The 18,304-nt window shown below is 49.7% G+C and carries 18 protein-coding genes and 1 pseudogene; 11 read left to right on the top strand and 8 right to left on the bottom strand.

Going from position 1 to position 18,304, the window contains the following annotated elements; genetic code table 11:
* Nucleotides 1-67: 67 nt before the first annotated feature.
* The 7 genes and pseudogenes from MR847_RS11025 to MR847_RS06830 form a co-directional block, all read left to right on the top strand.
* A pseudogene (locus MR847_RS11025) lies at nucleotides 68-280 on the top strand (EcoRI family type II restriction endonuclease); the annotation flags it as partial.
* 30 nt (nucleotides 281-310) lie between these two features.
* Nucleotides 311-1,279 (top strand): adenine-specific methyltransferase EcoRI family protein, encoded by a 969-nt coding sequence (locus tag MR847_RS06855; RefSeq protein ID WP_100425280.1) that lies wholly within the window; start codon nucleotides 311-313, stop codon nucleotides 1,277-1,279.
* A 125-nt stretch (nucleotides 1,280-1,404) separates the two neighbouring features.
* Complete coding sequence (locus MR847_RS06850) at nucleotides 1,405-1,998, top strand: ATP-dependent Clp protease proteolytic subunit (RefSeq protein ID WP_287723313.1); 594 nt, start codon at nucleotides 1,405-1,407, stop codon at nucleotides 1,996-1,998.
* Entirely contained in the window at nucleotides 1,998-2,900 is a 903-nt protein-coding gene (ftsY, locus tag MR847_RS06845) for a signal recognition particle-docking protein FtsY (protein WP_100425278.1), read from the top strand. The genes MR847_RS06850 and ftsY overlap by 1 nt, the downstream gene beginning before the upstream one ends.
* Entirely contained in the window at nucleotides 2,875-3,246 is a 372-nt protein-coding gene (locus MR847_RS06840) for a hypothetical protein (RefSeq protein ID WP_287723312.1), read from the top strand. Before ftsY ends, MR847_RS06840 begins: the two co-directional genes overlap by 26 nt.
* Nucleotides 3,243-3,746: a thioredoxin family protein gene (locus MR847_RS06835; protein ID WP_287723311.1), complete on the top strand. Its 504-nt coding sequence runs from the start codon at nucleotides 3,243-3,245 to the stop codon at nucleotides 3,744-3,746. The genes MR847_RS06840 and MR847_RS06835 overlap by 4 nt, the downstream gene beginning before the upstream one ends.
* On the top strand, nucleotides 3,743-5,374 hold the full coding sequence (locus tag MR847_RS06830) for a glycosyltransferase family 2 protein (RefSeq protein ID WP_287723310.1): 1,632 nt from the start codon (nucleotides 3,743-3,745) through the stop codon (nucleotides 5,372-5,374). Before MR847_RS06835 ends, MR847_RS06830 begins: the two co-directional genes overlap by 4 nt.
* Before the next feature lie 6 nt (nucleotides 5,375-5,380).
* On the opposite strand, the gene MR847_RS06825 is transcribed toward MR847_RS06830, so the two are convergent.
* The gene (locus MR847_RS06825; RefSeq protein ID WP_100425275.1) at nucleotides 5,381-5,665 is read right to left on the bottom strand and encodes a hypothetical protein; all 285 of its coding nucleotides are present in this window, start codon (nucleotides 5,663-5,665) and stop codon (nucleotides 5,381-5,383) included.
* Between the two features lie 24 nt (nucleotides 5,666-5,689).
* On the opposite strand from MR847_RS06825, the gene MR847_RS06820 reads away from it, so the two are divergent.
* The gene (locus MR847_RS06820) at nucleotides 5,690-6,499 is read left to right on the top strand and encodes a menaquinone biosynthetic enzyme MqnA/MqnD family protein (protein ID WP_100425274.1); all 810 of its coding nucleotides are present in this window, start codon (nucleotides 5,690-5,692) and stop codon (nucleotides 6,497-6,499) included.
* On the opposite strand, the gene MR847_RS06815 is transcribed toward MR847_RS06820, so the two are convergent.
* Nucleotides 6,468-7,112, bottom strand: a complete 645-nt coding sequence (locus tag MR847_RS06815; protein WP_287723308.1) for a bifunctional 4-hydroxy-2-oxoglutarate aldolase/2-dehydro-3-deoxy-phosphogluconate aldolase — start codon at nucleotides 7,110-7,112, stop codon at nucleotides 6,468-6,470. The two genes, MR847_RS06820 and MR847_RS06815, sit on opposite strands and share 32 nt — an antisense overlap.
* 106 nt (nucleotides 7,113-7,218) lie before the next feature.
* Here MR847_RS06815 and MR847_RS06810 point away from each other — a divergent pair, with 106 nt between their 5' ends.
* From MR847_RS06810 to MR847_RS06800, 3 genes are all read left to right on the top strand, one after another.
* Complete coding sequence (locus MR847_RS06810) at nucleotides 7,219-9,561, top strand: ribonuclease R family protein (RefSeq protein ID WP_287723307.1); 2,343 nt, start codon at nucleotides 7,219-7,221, stop codon at nucleotides 9,559-9,561.
* Nucleotides 9,562-9,564: 3 nt separating this feature from the next.
* Nucleotides 9,565-10,452 carry a rhamnan synthesis F family protein gene (locus tag MR847_RS06805; RefSeq protein WP_287723306.1) on the top strand — a complete coding sequence of 296 codons (888 nt, stop codon included), beginning with the start codon at nucleotides 9,565-9,567 and terminating at the stop codon, nucleotides 10,450-10,452.
* A 127-nt stretch (nucleotides 10,453-10,579) separates the two neighbouring features.
* Entirely contained in the window at nucleotides 10,580-11,272 is a 693-nt protein-coding gene (locus MR847_RS06800; protein WP_146139433.1) for a hypothetical protein, read from the top strand.
* A gap of 5 nt (nucleotides 11,273-11,277) precedes the next feature.
* Here MR847_RS06800 and hemE read toward each other — a convergent pair whose 3' ends face one another.
* Genes hemE through MR847_RS06770 form a run of 6 tightly spaced genes read right to left on the bottom strand, consistent with a single transcriptional unit; the run spans nucleotide 11,278 to nucleotide 18,298 of the window.
* On the bottom strand, nucleotides 11,278-12,291 hold the full coding sequence (gene hemE, locus MR847_RS06795) for a uroporphyrinogen decarboxylase (RefSeq protein WP_287723305.1): 1,014 nt from the start codon (nucleotides 12,289-12,291) through the stop codon (nucleotides 11,278-11,280).
* Nucleotides 12,278-13,120, bottom strand: coding sequence for a 50S ribosomal protein L11 methyltransferase (locus tag MR847_RS06790; RefSeq protein WP_277000078.1), 843 nt, complete (start codon nucleotides 13,118-13,120; stop codon nucleotides 12,278-12,280). The genes hemE and MR847_RS06790 overlap by 14 nt, the downstream gene beginning before the upstream one ends.
* Nucleotides 13,107-13,979: a DMT family transporter gene (locus MR847_RS06785; protein ID WP_106519227.1), complete on the bottom strand. Its 873-nt coding sequence runs from the start codon at nucleotides 13,977-13,979 to the stop codon at nucleotides 13,107-13,109. The genes MR847_RS06790 and MR847_RS06785 overlap by 14 nt, the downstream gene beginning before the upstream one ends.
* Nucleotides 13,980-16,226 carry a lytic transglycosylase domain-containing protein gene (locus tag MR847_RS06780; RefSeq protein ID WP_287723304.1) on the bottom strand — a complete coding sequence of 749 codons (2,247 nt, stop codon included), beginning with the start codon at nucleotides 16,224-16,226 and terminating at the stop codon, nucleotides 13,980-13,982.
* A complete protein-coding gene (ptsP, locus tag MR847_RS06775; protein ID WP_106519225.1) occupies nucleotides 16,219-18,042 on the bottom strand; it encodes a phosphoenolpyruvate--protein phosphotransferase in 1,824 nt (607 codons plus the stop codon). The genes MR847_RS06780 and ptsP overlap by 8 nt, the downstream gene beginning before the upstream one ends.
* Complete coding sequence (locus MR847_RS06770; protein WP_106519224.1) at nucleotides 18,023-18,298, bottom strand: HPr family phosphocarrier protein; 276 nt, start codon at nucleotides 18,296-18,298, stop codon at nucleotides 18,023-18,025. Before MR847_RS06770 ends, ptsP begins: the two co-directional genes overlap by 20 nt.
* Nucleotides 18,299-18,304: the final 6 nt, after the last annotated feature.

The raw sequence follows: 18,304 nt of genomic DNA, 5'->3' as shown, positions 1-18,304 counted from the left end.
AATGGCGGGTTCTGTCATTTTACTGTCAAAATTATATTGTATATTTATGTAAAGAATAAGGAATTCCTATGGCTACGTCCTTTTCCTGGAAGGTTCCAATTTCCTAACACAGGATGTCGTCGTGACAAGACCCGACGGTAGAAAAGTCACCCTGACCTATAATTCGGGAGCAATAAACAGGCTCGACCGTTTGACGGCGGCTAATTACGGAATGCCAATCAACAGAAATCTTTGCAAAAACAAGGTTGTCCAAATTGGCGATTCTAGCGTCATGCTCCAAACAGCTGACAAAATCTAACTAGGGGATTTTATAGTGCGTAAAATAGATCACTCTCTCTTGGACAACGCCAAGGCAAACAAAAAAGACGAATTCTACACGCAGCTTTTGGATATCGAAAGAGAATTGCAGTATTACGAAAAACACTTCAAGAACAAAACGGTCTATTGCAACTGCGATGATGCCAGAGTCAGCAATTTTTACAAATTTTTTGTAGAAAATTTCAAACGGCTAGGTCTAAAAAAATTGATTTGCGCCTGCTACAAGCGAGACTCTCAGGACTTATTCGAAGCAAATGAACATGCGTTCTACTACGAATATGCCGGAAAAGAAAAAAAATACCCAACCCTAAAAGATGTTAACTATTTCAAGGGAAACGGTGATTTTCGGAGCAACGAGAGCGTTGAACTCCTGAAGCAAAGTGATATAGTCGTGACCAACCCACCATTTTCCTTGTTCAGGGAATATGTTTCCCAATTAGAAAAATACAAGAAAAAATTCCTGATCATCAGCAATATTAACGCCATTACATATAAAGAAGTTTTCGCACTGATAAAAGAAAATAAGGTGTGGATGGGAGTCAATATGGGCCGTGGAATTTCTGGTTTTATTGTGCCAAAACATTACGAACTCTATGGCCTAGAAACTAAAATCAATGGCAATGGCGAAAGAATTATTTCGCCGAACAACTGCATGTGGCTTACGAATCTGGATAATGCACAAAGGCATGAATTTATTCCTCTGGTCAAGGAATACAGGGGAAATGAACACGCTTATCCGCGGTTTGACAACTTTGATGCTATCAACGTAAACAAGACTCAGGATATTCCGTCAGATTACAATGGAATTATGGGCGTTCCCATTACCTTTTTGCATAAGTTCAACCCAGACCAGTTCAAGATTATCAAATTCCGCAAAGGAAACGATGAACGGGATTTGTGCATCAACGGCAAGCCCACATACTTCAGAATTCTGATTCAAGGTCAATCCAAATCCCGCTGACGGCGGAAAAAGACCAGTAAGCCTTCGGGTCCTAAATAAAGCCTTTGATTTAGGCTTTTGAAAAATGGTGCCTGTGAAATTTTGTAAATTAGTGCGGAACAAATTTTACCCGATGGAGTTTTTGAATGAACGCCGCAAAGAAAGCCGAAAAAGAACAAGAAAAGGAACAGATGCCGGACTTCATGAAGAAGGCCGAAGAGTACTTTTCTAACAATCGTAAAATCTTTTTGTGGAATCAAGTGGACGACGAAAGTGCCGGCAAAATTGTGAAGCAGCTTTTGTATCTGGATTCCCTTTCCCATGACGATATTGTTTTCTTCATCAACAGCCCGGGCGGCGTGATTTCTAGCGGCCTTGCAATTTACGATGCGATGAACGCAATTGAGAGTGACGTGGTGACGGTTTGCTGTGGCCAGGCAGCTTCGATGGGTGCTGTGCTTTTGACTGCCGGTGCAAAGGGAAAGCGTTATGCTTGGCCGTCCGCCCGCATCATGATTCACCAGCCGTTGATCCAAGGTCAAATGGAAGGCCCGGCAAGCGACATCAAGATCCAGGCCGAAGAAATGCTTCGCATCCGCTCCATTACCACGAGCATCATTGCGAAGACAAGCGGCAAAACAATCGAAGAAGTCGATCGTGATACGGAACGCGATAACTTTATGTCGGCAGACGAAGCCAAGGCTTACGGACTGATCGACGAAGTGAAGAGCATTCTCTAATGGGTTTGTTTTCTGCCATCAAAAAGGGCCTTCAGAAGACCCGCGAGGCGATCCTTGGCGAAATCAAGGGCATTGCCGGTCAAGGGAAAGTCACAGATGAAATGCTCGAGGAACTCGAAGAACGTTTGATCAAAGCGGATGTCGGTACGAGTGCCGCGTTCCTTTTGACGGACGCTCTCCGTGAAGAGGCTTTGGGCAAGTCCCTTTCGCAAAACGAAGTCCTAGACATTTTGCGCTCCGAAGCGGAACGCTTTCTTGTGGACCCGCCGAAGTTTGAATTCAAGGGTAATCCGCATGTGTTCCTTGTGATCGGTGTGAACGGCGCCGGTAAAACGACGACAATCGGAAAGCTTGCAAAGAAGTTTGCAGACGAAGGCCATAAGGTGATGATCGCTGCGGCGGATACGTTCCGGGCGGCGGCGATTGAACAGCTTGAAGTTTGGGCAAAACGTTCGGGTGCGGAATTCGTGCGCCACGCGGAAGGCTCGGACCCGGCTGCGGTCGCCTTTGATGCTTGCCAGGCGGCCAAGGCGCGTGGCTGTGACGTCGTGTTCATCGATACCGCAGGTCGCTTGCAGAATAAAGATTACCTGATGGAAGAACTCGCAAAAATCGTTCGCGTGTTAAAGAAGATCGATCCGTCTTATCCGCACGATATGATGCTCGTTCTCGACGGCAACACGGGGCAGAATGCAATCAACCAGGCGAAGATCTTTCACAAAAGCTTCCCGCTGACGGGTCTTGTTGTGACAAAGCTCGACGGTACGGCTCACGGTGGTTCCGTTCTTTCGATTGCAAGTTCTCTGAAGGTGCCTATTCTCTGGGTGGGAATGGGTGAACGCATCGACCAGCTCGTGCCTTTTAACAAGGCGGAATATGTCGATGGACTCTTTAAGGAATAAAATCGGGCTTGGAATTTTTGCACTCTCGGTGCTTGCCTGTTCCGAGGGTTCCAATTCTATTCCCCCCGATTTTGTGCGCCTGTACGTCGATCTCCGAGTCGCTTCGCGCGAGTATGGGGAAACTTCGACGGACGGTCGCATAGTCCGCATGCGAATTCTAGAAAAGTACGGCTATACGGCGGAGCGCTTTGATTCGGTCGCGGAATGCATTCAAAAAAGTCCCGACCTTTGGGAGCCGTTCCAGGAAGCGGTCGTCGAATATACGGATTCGATTGCGGTGGCGGTGAATGCTATCGCTCCGCAGATTCGAAACCAGCCCGATTCAAAGAAAGGGGAAAAAAAATGAAGCTCTCTTTCTCGCTTTGCCTGGCCGTTCTCCTTTGCGGAATGATTGCGTCCGCTTTTGCAAAAGACGCTCCGAAATTCAAAGCGGTGACGACGGCCCGCGATTCTGTGCACTGGGAAGATTACACGGCGGCCCTTTCTTCTGCTAAAAAAGATCAGAAGATGATCTTTGTCGACATCGTCGCGGACTGGTGCATTCCTTGCCGCGAAATGGAAAAGACGACTTACCGCGACAAGCAGGTCGTTGAAACTTTGAATAAACGCTTTCACCCGGTACGCTTAAACCAGGCCGCAGAAGATACGATCCAGTGCGACGACAAACGCTTGCCCGTGAACCGATGCTTCTTTAACGTTTGGAATCTTCAAGCGGTTCCTTCATACGTGCTGATCGCGCCGAAGGGACTTTCGATTCTCACTTATTCGAACGGCCTTTCCGCCGATCAGATGAATATCCTTTTGATGCAATTCCTGTCGAAGGAAAAGGAATGGATTGCTGAATGAATTTTACGCCGATAGAAATCGCCTTTTGGGTGCTGCTCTTTTTGCTCGTTCACTGCTATTTGATTTTCCCAGTGACGCTTCCTTTTTTGAGCGAACTTTTCTCTCGTAAGAATCGCATAATTGCAGATAAAGTAAATCTTCCGAAGGTGTCGATTCTCGTTTCGGCGTACAACGAAGAAGCGGTCATCGAAAAGAAGATTTTGAACTTTCTCGAAATCGATTACCCGAAGGAACTGCTCGAAATTTTGATCGGCGACGACGGATCTGCGGACCGTACCGCGGAAATCGTAGAACGCTATGCGGACAAGGGCATTCGCCTGGTGAAGGCTCCGCAGAACGCGGGGAAGGCCGCCATGCTCAACCGTTTGCAGGGACAGGCTTCGGGCGAAATTCTCGTTTTCTGTGATGCGAATACGATGCTCTTTCCGAACGTGATTCGAAAGCTCGTCGCTCCGTTCGCCGATCCGCAAATCGGCTGCGTCTGCGGGCATTTGATTTTGACGGACAAGAGCGGAAGTCCGCTCGGCTCGGGCGAACGCAGCTACTGGGATCTAGAATCGGAAATCAAAAAGTTCGAAGGCATTCTCGATCGCCTTGTCGGCGGTAACGGCGCCCTTTATGCAATCCGCAAATCGCTGTACACACAGCTCCCGGTGAAGAAGAGTGTGATGGATGACTTCTTCATTACGGTCAAGGTTTTGCAGAAAGGTTCCTTCTGCACCTTCGATTCGAGTGCTATCGGAACGGAGCAGACTTCGAAGGAAGGCTCGGGCGAATACCGTCGCAAGGTGCGCATTGGACGTGCGAACTTCAACTACTTGTTCTCTTACTTGCCGTTGCTCAATCCGTTCCGTCCGTTGCTCGCTTACCTGTTCCTTTCGCATAAACTTTTGCGCTGGCTGACTCCGCATATTGCGCTTGTGCTGCTCGTTTTGAACGGTATTCTTTTGACTTCCGGTCGTCCGGTTTATTTTGTGACGATGGGTCTTGCCGTTTTGTTCTTGCTTGTGGCTTTGACAAAACTTTCGGGAAGCGCCTACTACTTTTTGCTGATGAACTTTGCGATGCTCAAGGGCAGCTTCCTTTCGCTTGCGAAGGAACACGGTGGCGGTTGGAAGCGTGAAGCCCGTGGAGATGAAGAAGAGGAAGGAACTTCGACGGTTGTGAAGGTTTTGCCGTTTGTGCTTTCAAGTGCCCTTTCGTTTGCGGCTTTAGCACCAGCGCCTGCGCAAGCCTTGACCGCGGATGTGAGTGCGGGCGTTGTGAATGCGACGGAAGATCTTTCCGAATTCAATTTTAACGTGTCGGGCCACTGGTGGTATCCGGTCGATCAGATGGTTTTTCTGGGCCTTGGAGTGGACTACCAGCGCTTTGGCGATGTGACTCTTGTTCCGGTGATGGGAAGCGCCTATATGCGTTTGCCGTTTGGCAGCGTGATGATGCCAGCGGCGACTTTCGACATCGGTTATGCGTTTGGAAATGATGCCCAGATGATTTGGCGCGTAGGCGGTGGCTTGGATATTAAGCTTGGCCGCTATTCGTCGATGCTTGTGCTTGGCGGTTACGAGAATCTGCGAAAAACCGGAGATTTAGTCTATCTCCGTTGCGGTCTCCTGCTAGAACTTTAAGAAAAGTTATTCCACGATGAGATCTTCGTCTGCCACATTCAAGTCGGCGACGATTTCGAGGGCGTCCGGTTCGTCCAGGAACTTGGCAATCAGGCCGGTGCGCTTTTCGCCTGTATCGTGGGTAATCAGTTCAATCACATCATCGATCTTCACGTCAATGACGGCTTTGTCGGTGACAGGAATTTTAATCGACATACCCTTGGCGATATCGCCTTCCAAAATGGATCCACGAAAAACCAAACTTTTTTGATCTTCACCAAAGAGAGTTCTTTTCACATGAAATTTTGCCATATGCCAAAAAGTTAAATTATTCTCATGAACTTGCGTGTTGGAAGAATCCCTTTTTTGGTGTGCGCTCCGTTTTTTCATCTTTTTTTGAACGATGAAGCGCGTTTTGAAGGCTATTCTTTTGACGATGGCGCGCCGAGCGCTCTGAATCAAAAACTTTGGACGGGTGAAATCCACTTGGCGCCTGCATCTTCGATCGCTTATGCCCGTGCGCCGCAGGATCTTGTCCTTGCTCCGGATCTTTGCACATCGTGCAAGCTCGAAGTGAATTCTGTGGAACTCTTTTCCCGCTATCCGCTGAACGAGCTTTCGGGCAAGCGCATTTACATGACTTCGCAGAGTGGAACGTCGGTTGCCCTTTTGCGGGTCATTTGCTCGCAGTATGCAAACGTTCGCCCGGAATATGTGACGGAACGCGCAGATTGTGACGCGGCACTCCTTATCGGAGATGAGGCTTTGATCGAAAAGGCGAAAGGCTCTTGGCCGTATTGCTACGACATGGCTCTTCTCTGGAGAGACTGGCATGGGCTTCCGTTCGTGTTCGGGGCGTGGAGTATTCATCGTTTGGCGCTTTCGTGCGAGATGCGTCCAAGACTTGAAGCCTTCCTTGAAAATGTGCGCGAGTCGATTGCAAAGTTTCGTGCATGTCCGCAGAAAGCATTAAAAAAATGGGCGGAGCGTTACCCCGTCCCATTCACTGCGGAAGAATTAAAAGGCTATTACGATTCTCTCGATTACGAATTTACAGACGAAAGAAAAAAATCCTTGCAGCTGTATTTTAATTTGTGTGTAAAAGAGGAGATCCTTAGCGAATCGCCGACTTTACGCTTTCTATAAAAATCGAAAGATCCTTTCCGATGGTTTCCCAATCGTTTGCCTGCATCCGTGCGGGCTTAAAAATGCTAGCGCCAAAGGCGACGAGGTTCACGCCACTTTTAAAGTAATCCGCGACGTTTTCGGTAGAGACTCCACCGCAAGCGAGTAGCGGAATGTCGCGGAATGGGCCGCGTAATGCTTTGATGTAGGAAGGTCCGCCGACATGGCTCACCGGGAAGATTTTGACGCAGCTTGCGCCAAATTCATAGGCGCTCTGGATTTCGGTCGGGGTCAGCGCGCCTGGGATGTCGGGAATGTTCTCTTCGACGCATTTGCGGATGACCGATTCGACGGTATTCGGGGAAACGATGAATTCCGCGCCCGCTGCAAGAGCCTTGTCGAGATCTTTCAGGTTGCGGACGGTGCCTGCTCCCACTTGGATGCCAAGCGGCTTTGCGAAGCGTTTGAGCCTTGCAATGATGCTTGCCGCTGCATCGGTATTCATAGTGACTTCGATGGCTTTTAAACCGCATTTGGCGGAGGTCTTGGCGCAGGATTCTTCGGCGCCTTCCGGGATGTCGCGCAGAATGCCGACGACGGGCATGTCTTGGAGTGAGGAGAGGAGCTTGTTCATAGCTCGGAAAATAGCAAGATTCTGTGATGAATTTACGTTTTTTAGCGTTTTTTTGGTTTTTAGCCTTTGATTAACCTATTTTCTAAGTGTAAATAGGAGGCGTTTTATGCAAGATTTGCCCTCGAAAGAACAGATTATTGCCGTTGTGCGAGACGAGCCGATGGTCGGCAGTCAGCTCCGCCGTGCGATGGGCATTACGAAACACAAGAAATTGGCTTTTAAGCAGTTGCTTGCGGAAATGGTGAACGAAGGATCGCTCGCCCGTACAAGCAATAAGGAATACACGCCTGGGACCGGCGAGCCGAAGTATGCAGAAGACAGCGAAGATAACCGCCGCCCGTCAGCGGCGAGCCGTCGTAAGGCGACTTACGATGATGACGAAAGCCGCGTCCACCGTGGCGTTTTAAGCCCGGATGGAAACGATTGGTGGCAGGTGACCGATTCGAGCACGGGTAAGGTTTACCAGATGGCGCATCGCAGCAAGGTTCCGGGCAAGGACGGCGAAACGATCGCGTTTACGCTGTATCCGCATCCGAAGCTCAAGCATTCGATGCTCGCGAAGGTGGACCGTTCCGCGATGGAAGGTGACCTTAAGTGGAGCGATGTAAAGGCTCAGTTCCTCAAGGATTCTTCGCTTCCGGAAGGCTTCTCGGATTCCATTATGGAATTTGTGAACAAGCAGCAGGCTCCGAGCGAAAAGGATTTGAAGGACGGCCGCGTGGATTTGCGAAACCTGTACATTCTTTGCATTGACCCGGACGGCGCCATGGACCATGACGATGCGATTTCGGTGGAAAAGCGTCCGGACGGCGGTTTCCATTTGGGCGTGCACATTGCCGATGTGAGCCATTACGTGCCGGAGGGTTCGGAACTCGATGACGAAGCTTTGACGCGCAGTTTTACGCAGTATTTGCCGTGGACTTCTGTGCCGATGCTTCCGGATCGCCTTTCGAGCGACCTGTGTTCTTTGCACCAGGGTGTGGACCGTCTCGCGTTCAGCTGCCTTATAGAACTTGACAAAGATGCCCATGTGGAATCCTTTGCGTTCAAGAAGAGCATGGTGAACATTACCGCGGGCATTACATACGGCGAAGCGGTCAAACGTTTGGAAGCGGGCGATGAACATGTGAAGGCCTTGCAGGAAGTGACAGCGCTTCTTCGTGAGAATCGTCGCAAGAACGGCATTTTGGAACTCGGCAGTACGGAATTCGGTTGTAAGTTTGACGAAAACGGCGAACCAGAAAAGATCGTGCCGCGAGAAGAAAACGAATCCGACCACTGGGTCGAAGAATGTATGCTCATTGCAAACCAGTGCTGCGCCCGAGAACTCGAACGTCGCCATTTGCAAGGTGTGTACCGTATTCATGAAGCTCCGGATACGAAGGACATTATGGAACTTTACTACCAGATGCCCGACCTGTTCAAGGACAGCCCGATTTCGCTCCGTGAACTCGGAAAGCCGCGCCGCGGCGATACGAACCTGAACCCGGATATCTTTAAGCTTTACCAGCATCTGATCGCCCGTGCTAAGGGAGATGATGAAATCATCATGCGCATTCTTCGCAGTATGCAGAAGGCGCATTACGATAGCAACTGCTTCGGTCACTTTGCGCTGAACTGGCAGGACTATGCACACTTCACAAGCCCGATCCGCCGTTATGCGGACCTTTGGTGCCACCGCGAACTTTCGCGCAAGACTCCGGATGAAACCGATGTGAAGCGCGCCTGGGATGTGGTGGCCGTCTGCTCCGAAATTTCGGCAAACGAAGTGAAGAACCAGAAGACGGAACGCATGTCTTTGAAGGTGTGCGCTACCTGGCTTTTGCGTAAACATTTGGGCGAGGAATTCAATGCGACCGTGACCGGTGTGCAGGAATGGGGCATTTACGTAGGTGTGGAAGATCCGCAGGCCGAAGGCCTTGTGCGTTTCCGCGACATCGCAGGCTCCGACTACTACGTGTTTAATCCGGACAAGGGAATCGTTTACGGCAAGCGTAGCAACAAAACCTTTGCCCGCGGCGACAAGGTTCGCGTGAGGCTGCTCCGGGCCAATCCGGTTCGCGGTGAAGCGGACTTTGCAATCCTCGAAAAGATCGGCGACGGCAGAACCTCTAAAATGGCAAAGCTCGACCGTGCCGAAGCCGCCGAAAATCTGGGCCTTGTGACGCAGCCGGATGAAAGCGAACTTGAAACGCTTCGCCCGAGCGAACGTCGCAAGGTGCGGGAATCCTACGGTGGCGACCGCAAGGCGAACAAACGCAAAGCAGAACGCGATGAACGCGTCGAATACGGACGTGGGCGTAAGCGTACAAGCCGCCGTAGTGAAATGGATGACGAACCGCGTGGCCGTCAAAGCCGCGGAAAAAAATCCTTTGGTCGAAAAAAGAAAACTTCGACTTTTGGAAATTCGCGACGCGATTCCGGACACATTCATGGTAAAAAGCGATAACCGATGACGAATCCAACTTCCAACCTTCGCAAGGTCCTTTACGCCTCGTTTCAAACGGGGGAATCTTTACCGGGCTACATTCGCTATGCGCTGGAAGCTCTTTGCCAAACGGGTTATTCCGTTGTTTACCTGACAAACGAACGTGACTTGGACGCGTCTTCGCACGCGTTTCTCGACTCGCATCACATTGAGCTGTTCTTTACCGTAAATCACGGTTATGACTTTGGCATGTGGCATCGCTATATCGCATACACGGCCCAGTTTCGCCGAGAAGAGTGGGAGCGTTTGGTGCTCGTGAACGATTCCATCGTTTATTTTCAGAATCGGTTTGTGAAGCTTTTCCAGACCGCAGAAGAAATGTCTGCCGATGTGGTTTCTCTGACTTCGAATGAAGAGCAGGCTCCGCATTTGCAGTCGTTCTTTTTGTTTTTGAAGCCGAAGGCGATTGCGCCGTTTTGCGAACGTTTAATGGATGAACCGGAAGGGGAAGATTTTTACGATACGGTGACCCGTTTTGAAGTCGGCACGAGTGTCGCTTTGCGTAAAAAGGGTTTGACTTTTGATTCGATCATTCATACGCCGAAGCCAGTGCTCTTTTCGTATCCGGAACTAATCGAGCAAAAGTTTGGCTTTGTAAAACGCAAGTTCTTGCAAAAAAGATGGACCCGAGGAGAAGCCTATTTCTTCTGGGATCATGATGCTGGGGATGCGCTCCTTTTGGATTATACCCGTTGGATTCGAGAAAAGGGTTCACCCGATCGCGACTTCGATTTGAAATGGCTCTGCGAACCGGAAAAGACGTTCTTGCAGAAATTGCAAGACGTGGTCCGATTTGTATATTATAAATTCCGCTGGAAGCTTTCGAATGCGAAAGCGAAAATGGGGAAATGATGCATTTTTTACAGACTTTCAACACGAATATGGAGTCATCCATTAATTTTATAACCCCTTTAGAGTATATTATTATAGATAAGTTAAAACAGCAGATCTAAATCACAAATTAATTTTTGGCGGAAATATGAATAATTTCAAATGGTTTGCTTTATTTGTAAGTGCTCTTTTTGTTGCATGCACTTCTGATTCTTCTGTGTCATCGGCAGAGAAAAATGAGGAGACTTCGACGGGTTCAAGCGAAATGATATCGTCATCTTCGATCTCTTATGGAATCATTCCCATAGATACGTCGTCTGCTCAACAAGGTTCCGATACAGGAATTGATGATATGATAAGTATGACATCGTCATCGAAGACATATTATCGGTTTACGACAGAACGGGTAGAACTTTATGATACGCTGGGAATTTATGTGAATGCTTATTATGAGGAAAAAGGTCTCTATGGAAATGATAATCGTGTTGGCGGATCGGCCATTTTTACATATCGCCTTCTGAATTCTTCGGCGGATTCGATGCGTACTTTTGTCGGTTGGTTGTTGGATGGAGCTTATTGGAGCGATAATTGCGTACAGGATTCAACTTATTTCGCTAACCGATGTGCGGAATTAGTCGGGGAACTTGTCGATTATAATGAAGGGTGCTCTGTCAATAACCTTCAACTGTCTTGTGTATATCCATATGAATATACAGATTCTGTAGAAGCTTTAAATTCTATTGCAAAAGAATTTTTGAATTTTGCTATGGAAAATTGGGTAGAGATCGAAGAACCGAAAGAAAATTCTTCGATGTCTTCCGCTTCTTCGAAATCCCTTTAAGGGAATCAATCAAAATTTCTAACGGCGTCCACAAACGCTTGGATTCCGCTGAGAGGCGTGTCCGGCAAGACGCCGTGTCCCAGGTTCATCACATGCGAACGATTCTTGGAAAGTTCGAGGATCTTTTTTGTTTGCTGTTGAATTTCTTCGGGATTTGCAAAGAGCAGAGCCTGATCCAGGTTGCCTTGGAAAATCGTGTTCGGATGCTTGTTAAAAAGTTCCGAAAGTTCGGAGCGGTGATCCACGCCGACGACATTTACGTCTAATGTGGTAAATGTATCTACCAAATGCGCGGCTCCGTTTGCGTAATGGATTATCGGGGCTTCGGTGTGATGGCGTACGATTTTGATGACCTTTTCCGTGAAAGGCTTTGCCATGCGAATGTAATCTTCGCGGGAAAGGTGTCCTGCCCAAGAATCCATGATGACGAGCGCGTCTGCGCCCCATTCCGCTTGCCTTGCCAAATATTCGCCGGTCATTTCGGCAAGAAGACTTAAGAAACTTTCAAAGGCGCTTTTGTTCTGGTAGTAAAGCGCCTTGGTGCAGTGTAAATCTTTGGAACTTCCGCCTTCAATCGCATAAGAGGCGACGGTAATCGGGCCTCCGACGAATCCGAGCAGAGCTTTTTCCTTGGAAAGTTCCTTGCGGACTTTTTGCAAAGCGAGCTTTGTGTATTCCAAGTCGTTGTCGAGATTCACCGGGTGCAGATTTTGCAGGTCGGATTCGGAACGGAACGGATTTGAAATCACGGGACCTTTTCCCGGAACGAACTTCAAATCAAATCCCATATAGGGAAGCGCCACGAGGATGTCGCTAAAGAGAATCGCCGCGTCGATATCAAAACGGTTCGTCGGCATGAGCGTTGCATCGGCAGCCGCTTCTGCATTCCGCACAAAGGAAAGGAAGTCCGGAAATTTTTGACGGAGTTCGCGGTATTCGGGCAGGGCTCTGCCCGCCTGACGCATCATCCAGACCGGCTTTTTTGTGGTTTTTCCGAGTGCAGCATCAACGAACAGCATCGACAATCCACCATTCGTCACGGGTGTTTTCGCGGACGGCTGTAAAGCCCGCTTCTTTAAACCAGTCGAGAACGTAATCCTTTTCGGCGGTGAGCTGGCCTGTCAAAAGGAAGTGACCGCCTTTTTTCAGCATGCGTTCCACGTCTTTGCGCATGGGCCAGAATTCCGTGCGGATCATGTTGCAAACGATGACGTCAAATTTGGCGCTGTCGTTAAAGGTGTCCAAAAATCCGAAGAGGGCGCGAGAATTTTTACAGCCGTTTTGGATAAAATTTTCAGCGATGCAGGGGAGTGCGAGCATGTCGATTTCGGTGCCGATGACTTTTTTTGCGCCGAGCTTGTCGGCGATCATCGAAAGAATGCCTGTGCCCGTTCCGATGTCGAGAACGCTTTTGCCCTGCAGATCCAAGCCTTCCATCATGCCGGCCATGAGAGCTGTTGTTGCATGGTCGCCGGTGCCGAAGGCGCTTTTCGCTTCGAGAACGAGCAGAATCGCATCTTTTTCTTCGGGGGTAAAGTTTACCCAAGGCGGACGTACCCAGACGCGGTCGGAAACGTGAACAGGCGTTGCACGGTCTTTCCACCAGCGGTCCCAATCTTTTGCGGGTTCGTCTTCGGTGGTGAAGTTGTACTGCGGGAACTTTTCAATGATGGAGTCGCGTTCCGCTTTGTCGCCTGTATAAAAGCAGAAGTCCGTGCGTTCCGGGGTAGAAGTTTCGAGTTCTTCCAAGGCTCCTACGCCCGCTTCCATCAAGAAGTACGTGGCGAGTTCATATTCTTCGGGAGAGCAGTAACCGGTGGCTTTGTACCAAACATCATTTGTTTGCATGGGACATGTTCCTCTTCAAAGTTTTTTGGATCATTTGGCGCGGACTTGCAATGAACAGGCTCGAACCGAGAATTACAAGCGCAATGCTCACGATCTTTGTCGGCGGAAACGGTTCTGCAAAAACAAGGGCGCCTGCAAGAATCGGAACGACAGCTCCGATTGCAGCACTGAACGGAATCACGAACAAGGCTCTACCGCGGGAGAACGCAACCTGTGTAAAGACAAAGGCGGTCAGGTAAGTTGCTGCAAAGGCCCACACGCGCACGTCCGCAATCCAGTACAAAAGTTCATCTGCCGAAAGTTCAATGCCCTTGGCAGTCGCATCGATCGCAAGGCTCTTGTACAGCACATCGGAGAGACCATAGCAGGTTCCCATCGTAATCGAATCGCCGACTTCAGGACTGCGAAAAATAAAGTGGCTCGCAAAGGCGAAGGCGAGAAGGATTCCCACAAAGATGCAAAGCGCCGGAATGTTCTGCACGCCAGGATCTTCGCCCACTTCGGAACTCGCGAACAGAAGACCGCAGAGAACGCAGACGATTGCCGTTACGACGCGCCGGTTGATCGGCTCTTTCAAAAAGAGACGCCCAAAAATCGCCGTCAGCACCGGATTTAACGCAGAGATCGGCTTGACAAGGCTCAAGTTGTACAGCGCCATCGCCGTATAGTTTCCCACGTTTCCGAGTGCGGAAAGGCTAAAGCCTGTCCACCAGCGCTTCGACGTCAAAAAGCTCACAATGAAGCGAATCGGATGGTGAATGTCCGCCTTTTCTCCGGACTTCGCAACGCCCGATTTCGCAAGGACATTTCCAAATGCGAAGCATACCGCTGCACCGAGGGTGAGAATAAAAAACAGCATTTAGCGATTCCAAACTTCGGAGTAGACCCAATAATTGCCAAGGCAACGCTTTACGTAATCTCGGGTTTCCCAGTAGCTGATTTCTTCAGCGCGTCTGTCCCAAGGTATATCCTTGCCGGCTGCTTGCCAACGTTTGGCAGGTTTTGGGCCTGCATTGTAATTGGCGAGTACGTACATCGGATCGTTTTCATATTCGACGAGCAAATCCTTTAAGTAACGGACGCCGAGTCGAATGTTCATGTACGGGTTGTACAGCAGGTTCGGATGGTAATCGCTAATGCCCTCTGCCTTGGCGAGTTTTTTGGCGGTCGGCGGAATCACCTGCAAAAGTCCACGAGCATTTGCCGGGCTTGTAATCAAATAGTTGAAAGTCGATTCCTGGCGCATCACGCTGTATACAAAAAGCGGGTCGATCGAAGAATCGGCTGCTGCGACGACCTTGTCGTAGAACGGTTTCGGGTAAAGGAACTTCATCACGTTACGCGGTGCGTCGGCCAAGTAACGGCGCGGTATTGCGTTTTGGAATTGACGGGCAAGAGCATAACCCTGAATGATTTCGTTGTAAGAAAGGAAGAGAGTCCCGTAGGTATACAAAAAATCGAGGCGTTTCTGGTTCTTCTTTTTGGCGAATTGGAAAACGTCGTAAGCTTCCTCGGCAAAACCTAGATCGAGAAGGCGCTTGACCATTTCGTAACGGCCAACGCTATGCGAAGAATCCGAAGTTCCCGCTTGCGTCGTTTGAATCCAGCGGATGGTTTCTTCTTCCGACATATCGCGCGGAGCGAGCCAGGGAACCGTGGTGGAGTCCATCAGCTTGCTTTCGATCAGCTTGATGCGGGAACGGTGTGCATAATAGCCGACGGGAAAATCCTGAATGCAGTCGAGGTAAGCGGCCTTTGCCTCTTCGAGCTTTCCTTGGGCGAGATAAATGTCGCCGAGGAACATGCGTGCGCCGCTTGAACTCCATAGATATTCTTCGCTCTTCGCCTTTTCAAAATGAGCGATCGCGGAATCGATCTTGTTTTGCTTTAAGTAGCAGAGGGCAATGCGGAACTGCACCCATTTGACTTTCGGACTGTTCTTGAACTGGCGAATCGTCAAAGAATCGTAGCTTGAAATGGCGTCGTCGTAAAGACCTTTCTGTTCTTGTTCAAAGGCGCGCACCCAAATGTTGTCCGCGTTCTGCATGGTGTAACGGAACTTTTCCTGGAAGAACAAGTCGATTTTTTGGGCGAGAGAATCCATGTGGTTTGCGCGGTAAAGGCGCGCCAGGGATTGCAGCCAACCGGCACGCGGTTCAACGCTGTCGATCAAAAATTCATAGTAGCCGATAGCGAGCGTGTCTTTTTTTAATCGTTTGTAAGCGTTCGCCCGATTTTCCCAAAGGGAAATGCGCGTCTTTAAAGAGATAGAACTCGGGGCGAGTTTCCAGTTCAAAGAATCTTCGGAAGTCTTTAAGTTCGGGATTTTAGAAGTGTCGCGGGCAGGAGCTTCTGCTTCGCCTTGCGCCAAAATGGAATCGACGATAGCGATACATTCTTCATGGAAACCTTTGGCGCAAAGACGGCTTGAATAGGTAATCTTTTCGTCGAGGGTTTCTGCAATCGAACGGGAGCGGATACGGCGGAGAGCTTCCCACGCCTGATCTCCATATTCCGAAGGATGGGCAATCACATACAGGTAAGCTTTTTTCGCCGCCTTGAACCAGTGAGCCTGTTCAAGCAAGACGCCTTTCTTGTAACGCAACCGAGGAACGCTCTCATCGTCTCCGTAATTCTTTAAGAAGACGTCAATCGAATCGGCCTTTGCTTTTGGCTTGATGCCCGATTCTTGAAGGGTCAAGTCTAGACGGATGCGGTCGGCGAACTCTTTCCATTCGTCGTCTTTAGGAAAACGCTCGTCGCCCAGCTTTAAGGTTTCGCGTGCCTTGGCAAACTGCTTGTCTTCAAACTGGGAACGGGCAATACGCGAAAGGATGCTCTTGTCGAGGCTCGAATCTTTGCCGATCAACTTCTTGTATGCTGCCAAAGACTTAACAAAGTTTCCTTTGTAGTAGGCGGCCGCTGCGCAGGCGAAATCCTTTTCAAGATCCGCTGGCAAAGAATCGCAATTCTTCTGGTTGCGATCATAACGGATGACCTTGTTTTGAAATTCATAACCGGGGACGAGAGCGTCATCGGTCGAATTTTCTGCAGCGCAAACGGTTGCTGCGCAAATGAAGAGTCCAGCAAAGATTTTTTTAAGCATTCTTGTCCATCGGGTTCTTGACATCGTGCGAAGTAATAAAGCTCGAAATGCCGAGATCGATGATCATCTGCAGGTACTTTTGACGCAGGTAGCGATTGACGCTTTCCGCCGTGTCCATTTTCAGAACGGTACGTGCTGTCGCCTTTACGTCTTCATAGTTCACCGAACGGATGATCTTCTTGCATTCCATAATGCTCCATGGCGTCATGGAAAGCTCGTCCACTCCGAGGCCCACCAGTACCAGCGTGGAGAGCGGGTCGGAACTCATTTCACCGCAGACGCAAACCGGAATTCCTTCGCGATGTGCGGCTCTCACCGTACGGTCGATCATGTTCAAAACGGCAGGGTGATGCGGTTCAAACATGTTCGCAATGAGTTCATTTGTACGGTCGACGGCGAGTGTAAACTGAATCAAGTCGTTCGTGCCGATGCTGAAGAAGTCCACTTCCTTGGCGAGGGCGTCTACCATCATCACGGCGGCGGGAACTTCAATCATGCAGCCCACTTTGACTTTGGGCAGTTCAACGCCTTCGTTCAAAAGTTGGGTACGGCATTCTTGATAAAGGCGTTTGGCTTCGCGCAGTTCATCGAGACTGCTGATCATTGGGAACATAATGCGCAAGTGTCCTTCACGGCTTGCGAGAAGGAGCGCTCTCAACTGTTCCTTAAAAAGATCCTTGCGCGAAAGGCATACGCGAATGGAGCGCCAGCCCATGAACGGGTTCGCTTCGTCTGTCGCAGAAATATCGGAAACAAGCTTGTCACCGCCGGCATCGAGAGTTCGAATGACAACCGGATGCGGTTCAAGTTTTTTCAAAATGTGCGCATACGCTTGGGCTTGTTCTTCGCAGCTTGGAGCGCCCTTTCTAAAGAAGAGGAACTCGGAACGGTAAAGACCGATGCCCGTGGCGCCGAAGTCGAGGACGGTGTCCGCTTCCATCGGAAGTTCGATGTTCGCGTGGAGCGTGATGTACTTGCCGTCGAGCGTCATCGGTTCGAGCTGACGCATCATGAAGAGCTCTTGTTTCTGCTTGTTGTAAACAGAGAGCTTTTCTTTATAACGGCTTAAGTCGTCTTCGTTCGGGTTCAAGATGACCATGCCGCCCGTACCGTCGAGGAAGAGCAAGTCGTCTTCTTCGATCAGGTTCGAAATGTTGCGCAGGCCGGAAACGGCCGGAATCTGCATGGCGCGTGCTAAAATCGAGATGTGGCTTGTGCGGCCACCGATGTCTGTTGCGAACCCGAGAACGTCGTCTTTTTCGACGGTCATGAGCATGCCCGGAGTCAGTTCGTGGGCGACCAGCAGAGATGGTCCCTTGGACTTTTTGGGGGGGCGTTTGGGAATGGATTCGTCAAGGGCGGACAGAAGGCGGTTGTACAGTTCCTTCAAGTCCGATGCGCGTTCGCTCAGCACTTCGTTTTTGCTGTTTTCGAGCTGCGTGATGAGGCCGGAGAGCGTGCTGTGCACAGCCCAACGGGCATTGTGGGCGTCTTTGAGGATGCTATCGACGATGGGGTCAATGAGCATCGAATCTTTGAGCATCATCAGGTGGGAATCGAAAATGCGGGCCTCTTCTTCGCCGAGGCGTTCGATGGCCACCTTCTTCAGTTCTTCAATTTCTTTTGCGGTGGTATCGACCGCTTTGCGGAAGCGCTTTTCTTCTGCGACAAGAGTGCTTGCGGGAATTGCAGAAGAATCCAGGCTAAACTTGCGACTTTCTGTTTTGCGTACAGGACCATAAGCGTAGCCGGGGGAAGCCGCGACGCCGACGAGTACGGTACGGATTTTTTGACGATTAGTCGTTTTGTTCTTCATGGAAATTGTCACGGAAAAGTTGTTCCAGCTGGGCGAGAACCTGTTCTTCGTCTTCACCGTCTGCGGTGAACTTGACGACGGAGCCCGGTGTAATGGCGAGCATCATTACGTTCAAGATGCTCTTCGCATTGACCTTGTTCCCTTCGTATTCGAGGGTGACGTCGCATTTGGATTTCCCTGTGATGTCGACAATCATGCCTGCCGGACGAGCGTGAACACCCAGTTTGTTTGTGACATTAATTTCCTTACTCTGCATAATAGA

It is taken from the genome of Hallerella sp., assembly GCF_022776125.1.
Taxonomy (GTDB): Bacteria; Fibrobacterota; Fibrobacteria; order Fibrobacterales; family Fibrobacteraceae; genus Hallerella; species Hallerella succinigenes.
This window is presented reverse-complemented; position numbering and strand designations above follow the sequence as displayed.

Coding starts and splice junctions, on each gene's coding strand:
- MR847_RS06810 (WP_287723307.1), top strand. CDS start 7,219: ATGCAAGATTTGCCCTCGAAAGAACAGATTATTGCCGTTGTGCGAGAC.
- ptsP (WP_106519225.1), bottom strand. CDS start 18,042: ATGAAGAACAAAACGACTAATCGTCAAAAAATCCGTACCGTACTCGTC.
- MR847_RS06800 (WP_146139433.1), top strand. CDS start 10,580: ATGAATAATTTCAAATGGTTTGCTTTATTTGTAAGTGCTCTTTTTGTT.
- MR847_RS06835 (WP_287723311.1), top strand. CDS start 3,243: ATGAAGCTCTCTTTCTCGCTTTGCCTGGCCGTTCTCCTTTGCGGAATG.
- ftsY (WP_100425278.1), top strand. CDS start 1,998: ATGGGTTTGTTTTCTGCCATCAAAAAGGGCCTTCAGAAGACCCGCGAG.
- MR847_RS06815 (WP_287723308.1), bottom strand. CDS start 7,112: ATGAACAAGCTCCTCTCCTCACTCCAAGACATGCCCGTCGTCGGCATT.
- hemE (WP_287723305.1), bottom strand. CDS start 12,291: ATGCTGTTCGTTGATGCTGCACTCGGAAAAACCACAAAAAAGCCGGTC.
- MR847_RS06805 (WP_287723306.1), top strand. CDS start 9,565: ATGACGAATCCAACTTCCAACCTTCGCAAGGTCCTTTACGCCTCGTTT.
- MR847_RS06780 (WP_287723304.1), bottom strand. CDS start 16,226: ATGCTTAAAAAAATCTTTGCTGGACTCTTCATTTGCGCAGCAACCGTT.
- MR847_RS06830 (WP_287723310.1), top strand. CDS start 3,743: ATGAATTTTACGCCGATAGAAATCGCCTTTTGGGTGCTGCTCTTTTTG.
- MR847_RS06820 (WP_100425274.1), top strand. CDS start 5,690: ATGAACTTGCGTGTTGGAAGAATCCCTTTTTTGGTGTGCGCTCCGTTT.
- MR847_RS06785 (WP_106519227.1), bottom strand. CDS start 13,979: ATGCTGTTTTTTATTCTCACCCTCGGTGCAGCGGTATGCTTCGCATTT.
- MR847_RS06825 (WP_100425275.1), bottom strand. CDS start 5,665: ATGGCAAAATTTCATGTGAAAAGAACTCTCTTTGGTGAAGATCAAAAA.
- MR847_RS06790 (WP_277000078.1), bottom strand. CDS start 13,120: ATGCAAACAAATGATGTTTGGTACAAAGCCACCGGTTACTGCTCTCCC.
- MR847_RS06770 (WP_106519224.1), bottom strand. CDS start 18,298: ATGCAGAGTAAGGAAATTAATGTCACAAACAAACTGGGTGTTCACGCT.
- MR847_RS06840 (WP_287723312.1), top strand. CDS start 2,875: ATGTCGATGGACTCTTTAAGGAATAAAATCGGGCTTGGAATTTTTGCA.
- MR847_RS06850 (WP_287723313.1), top strand. CDS start 1,405: ATGAACGCCGCAAAGAAAGCCGAAAAAGAACAAGAAAAGGAACAGATG.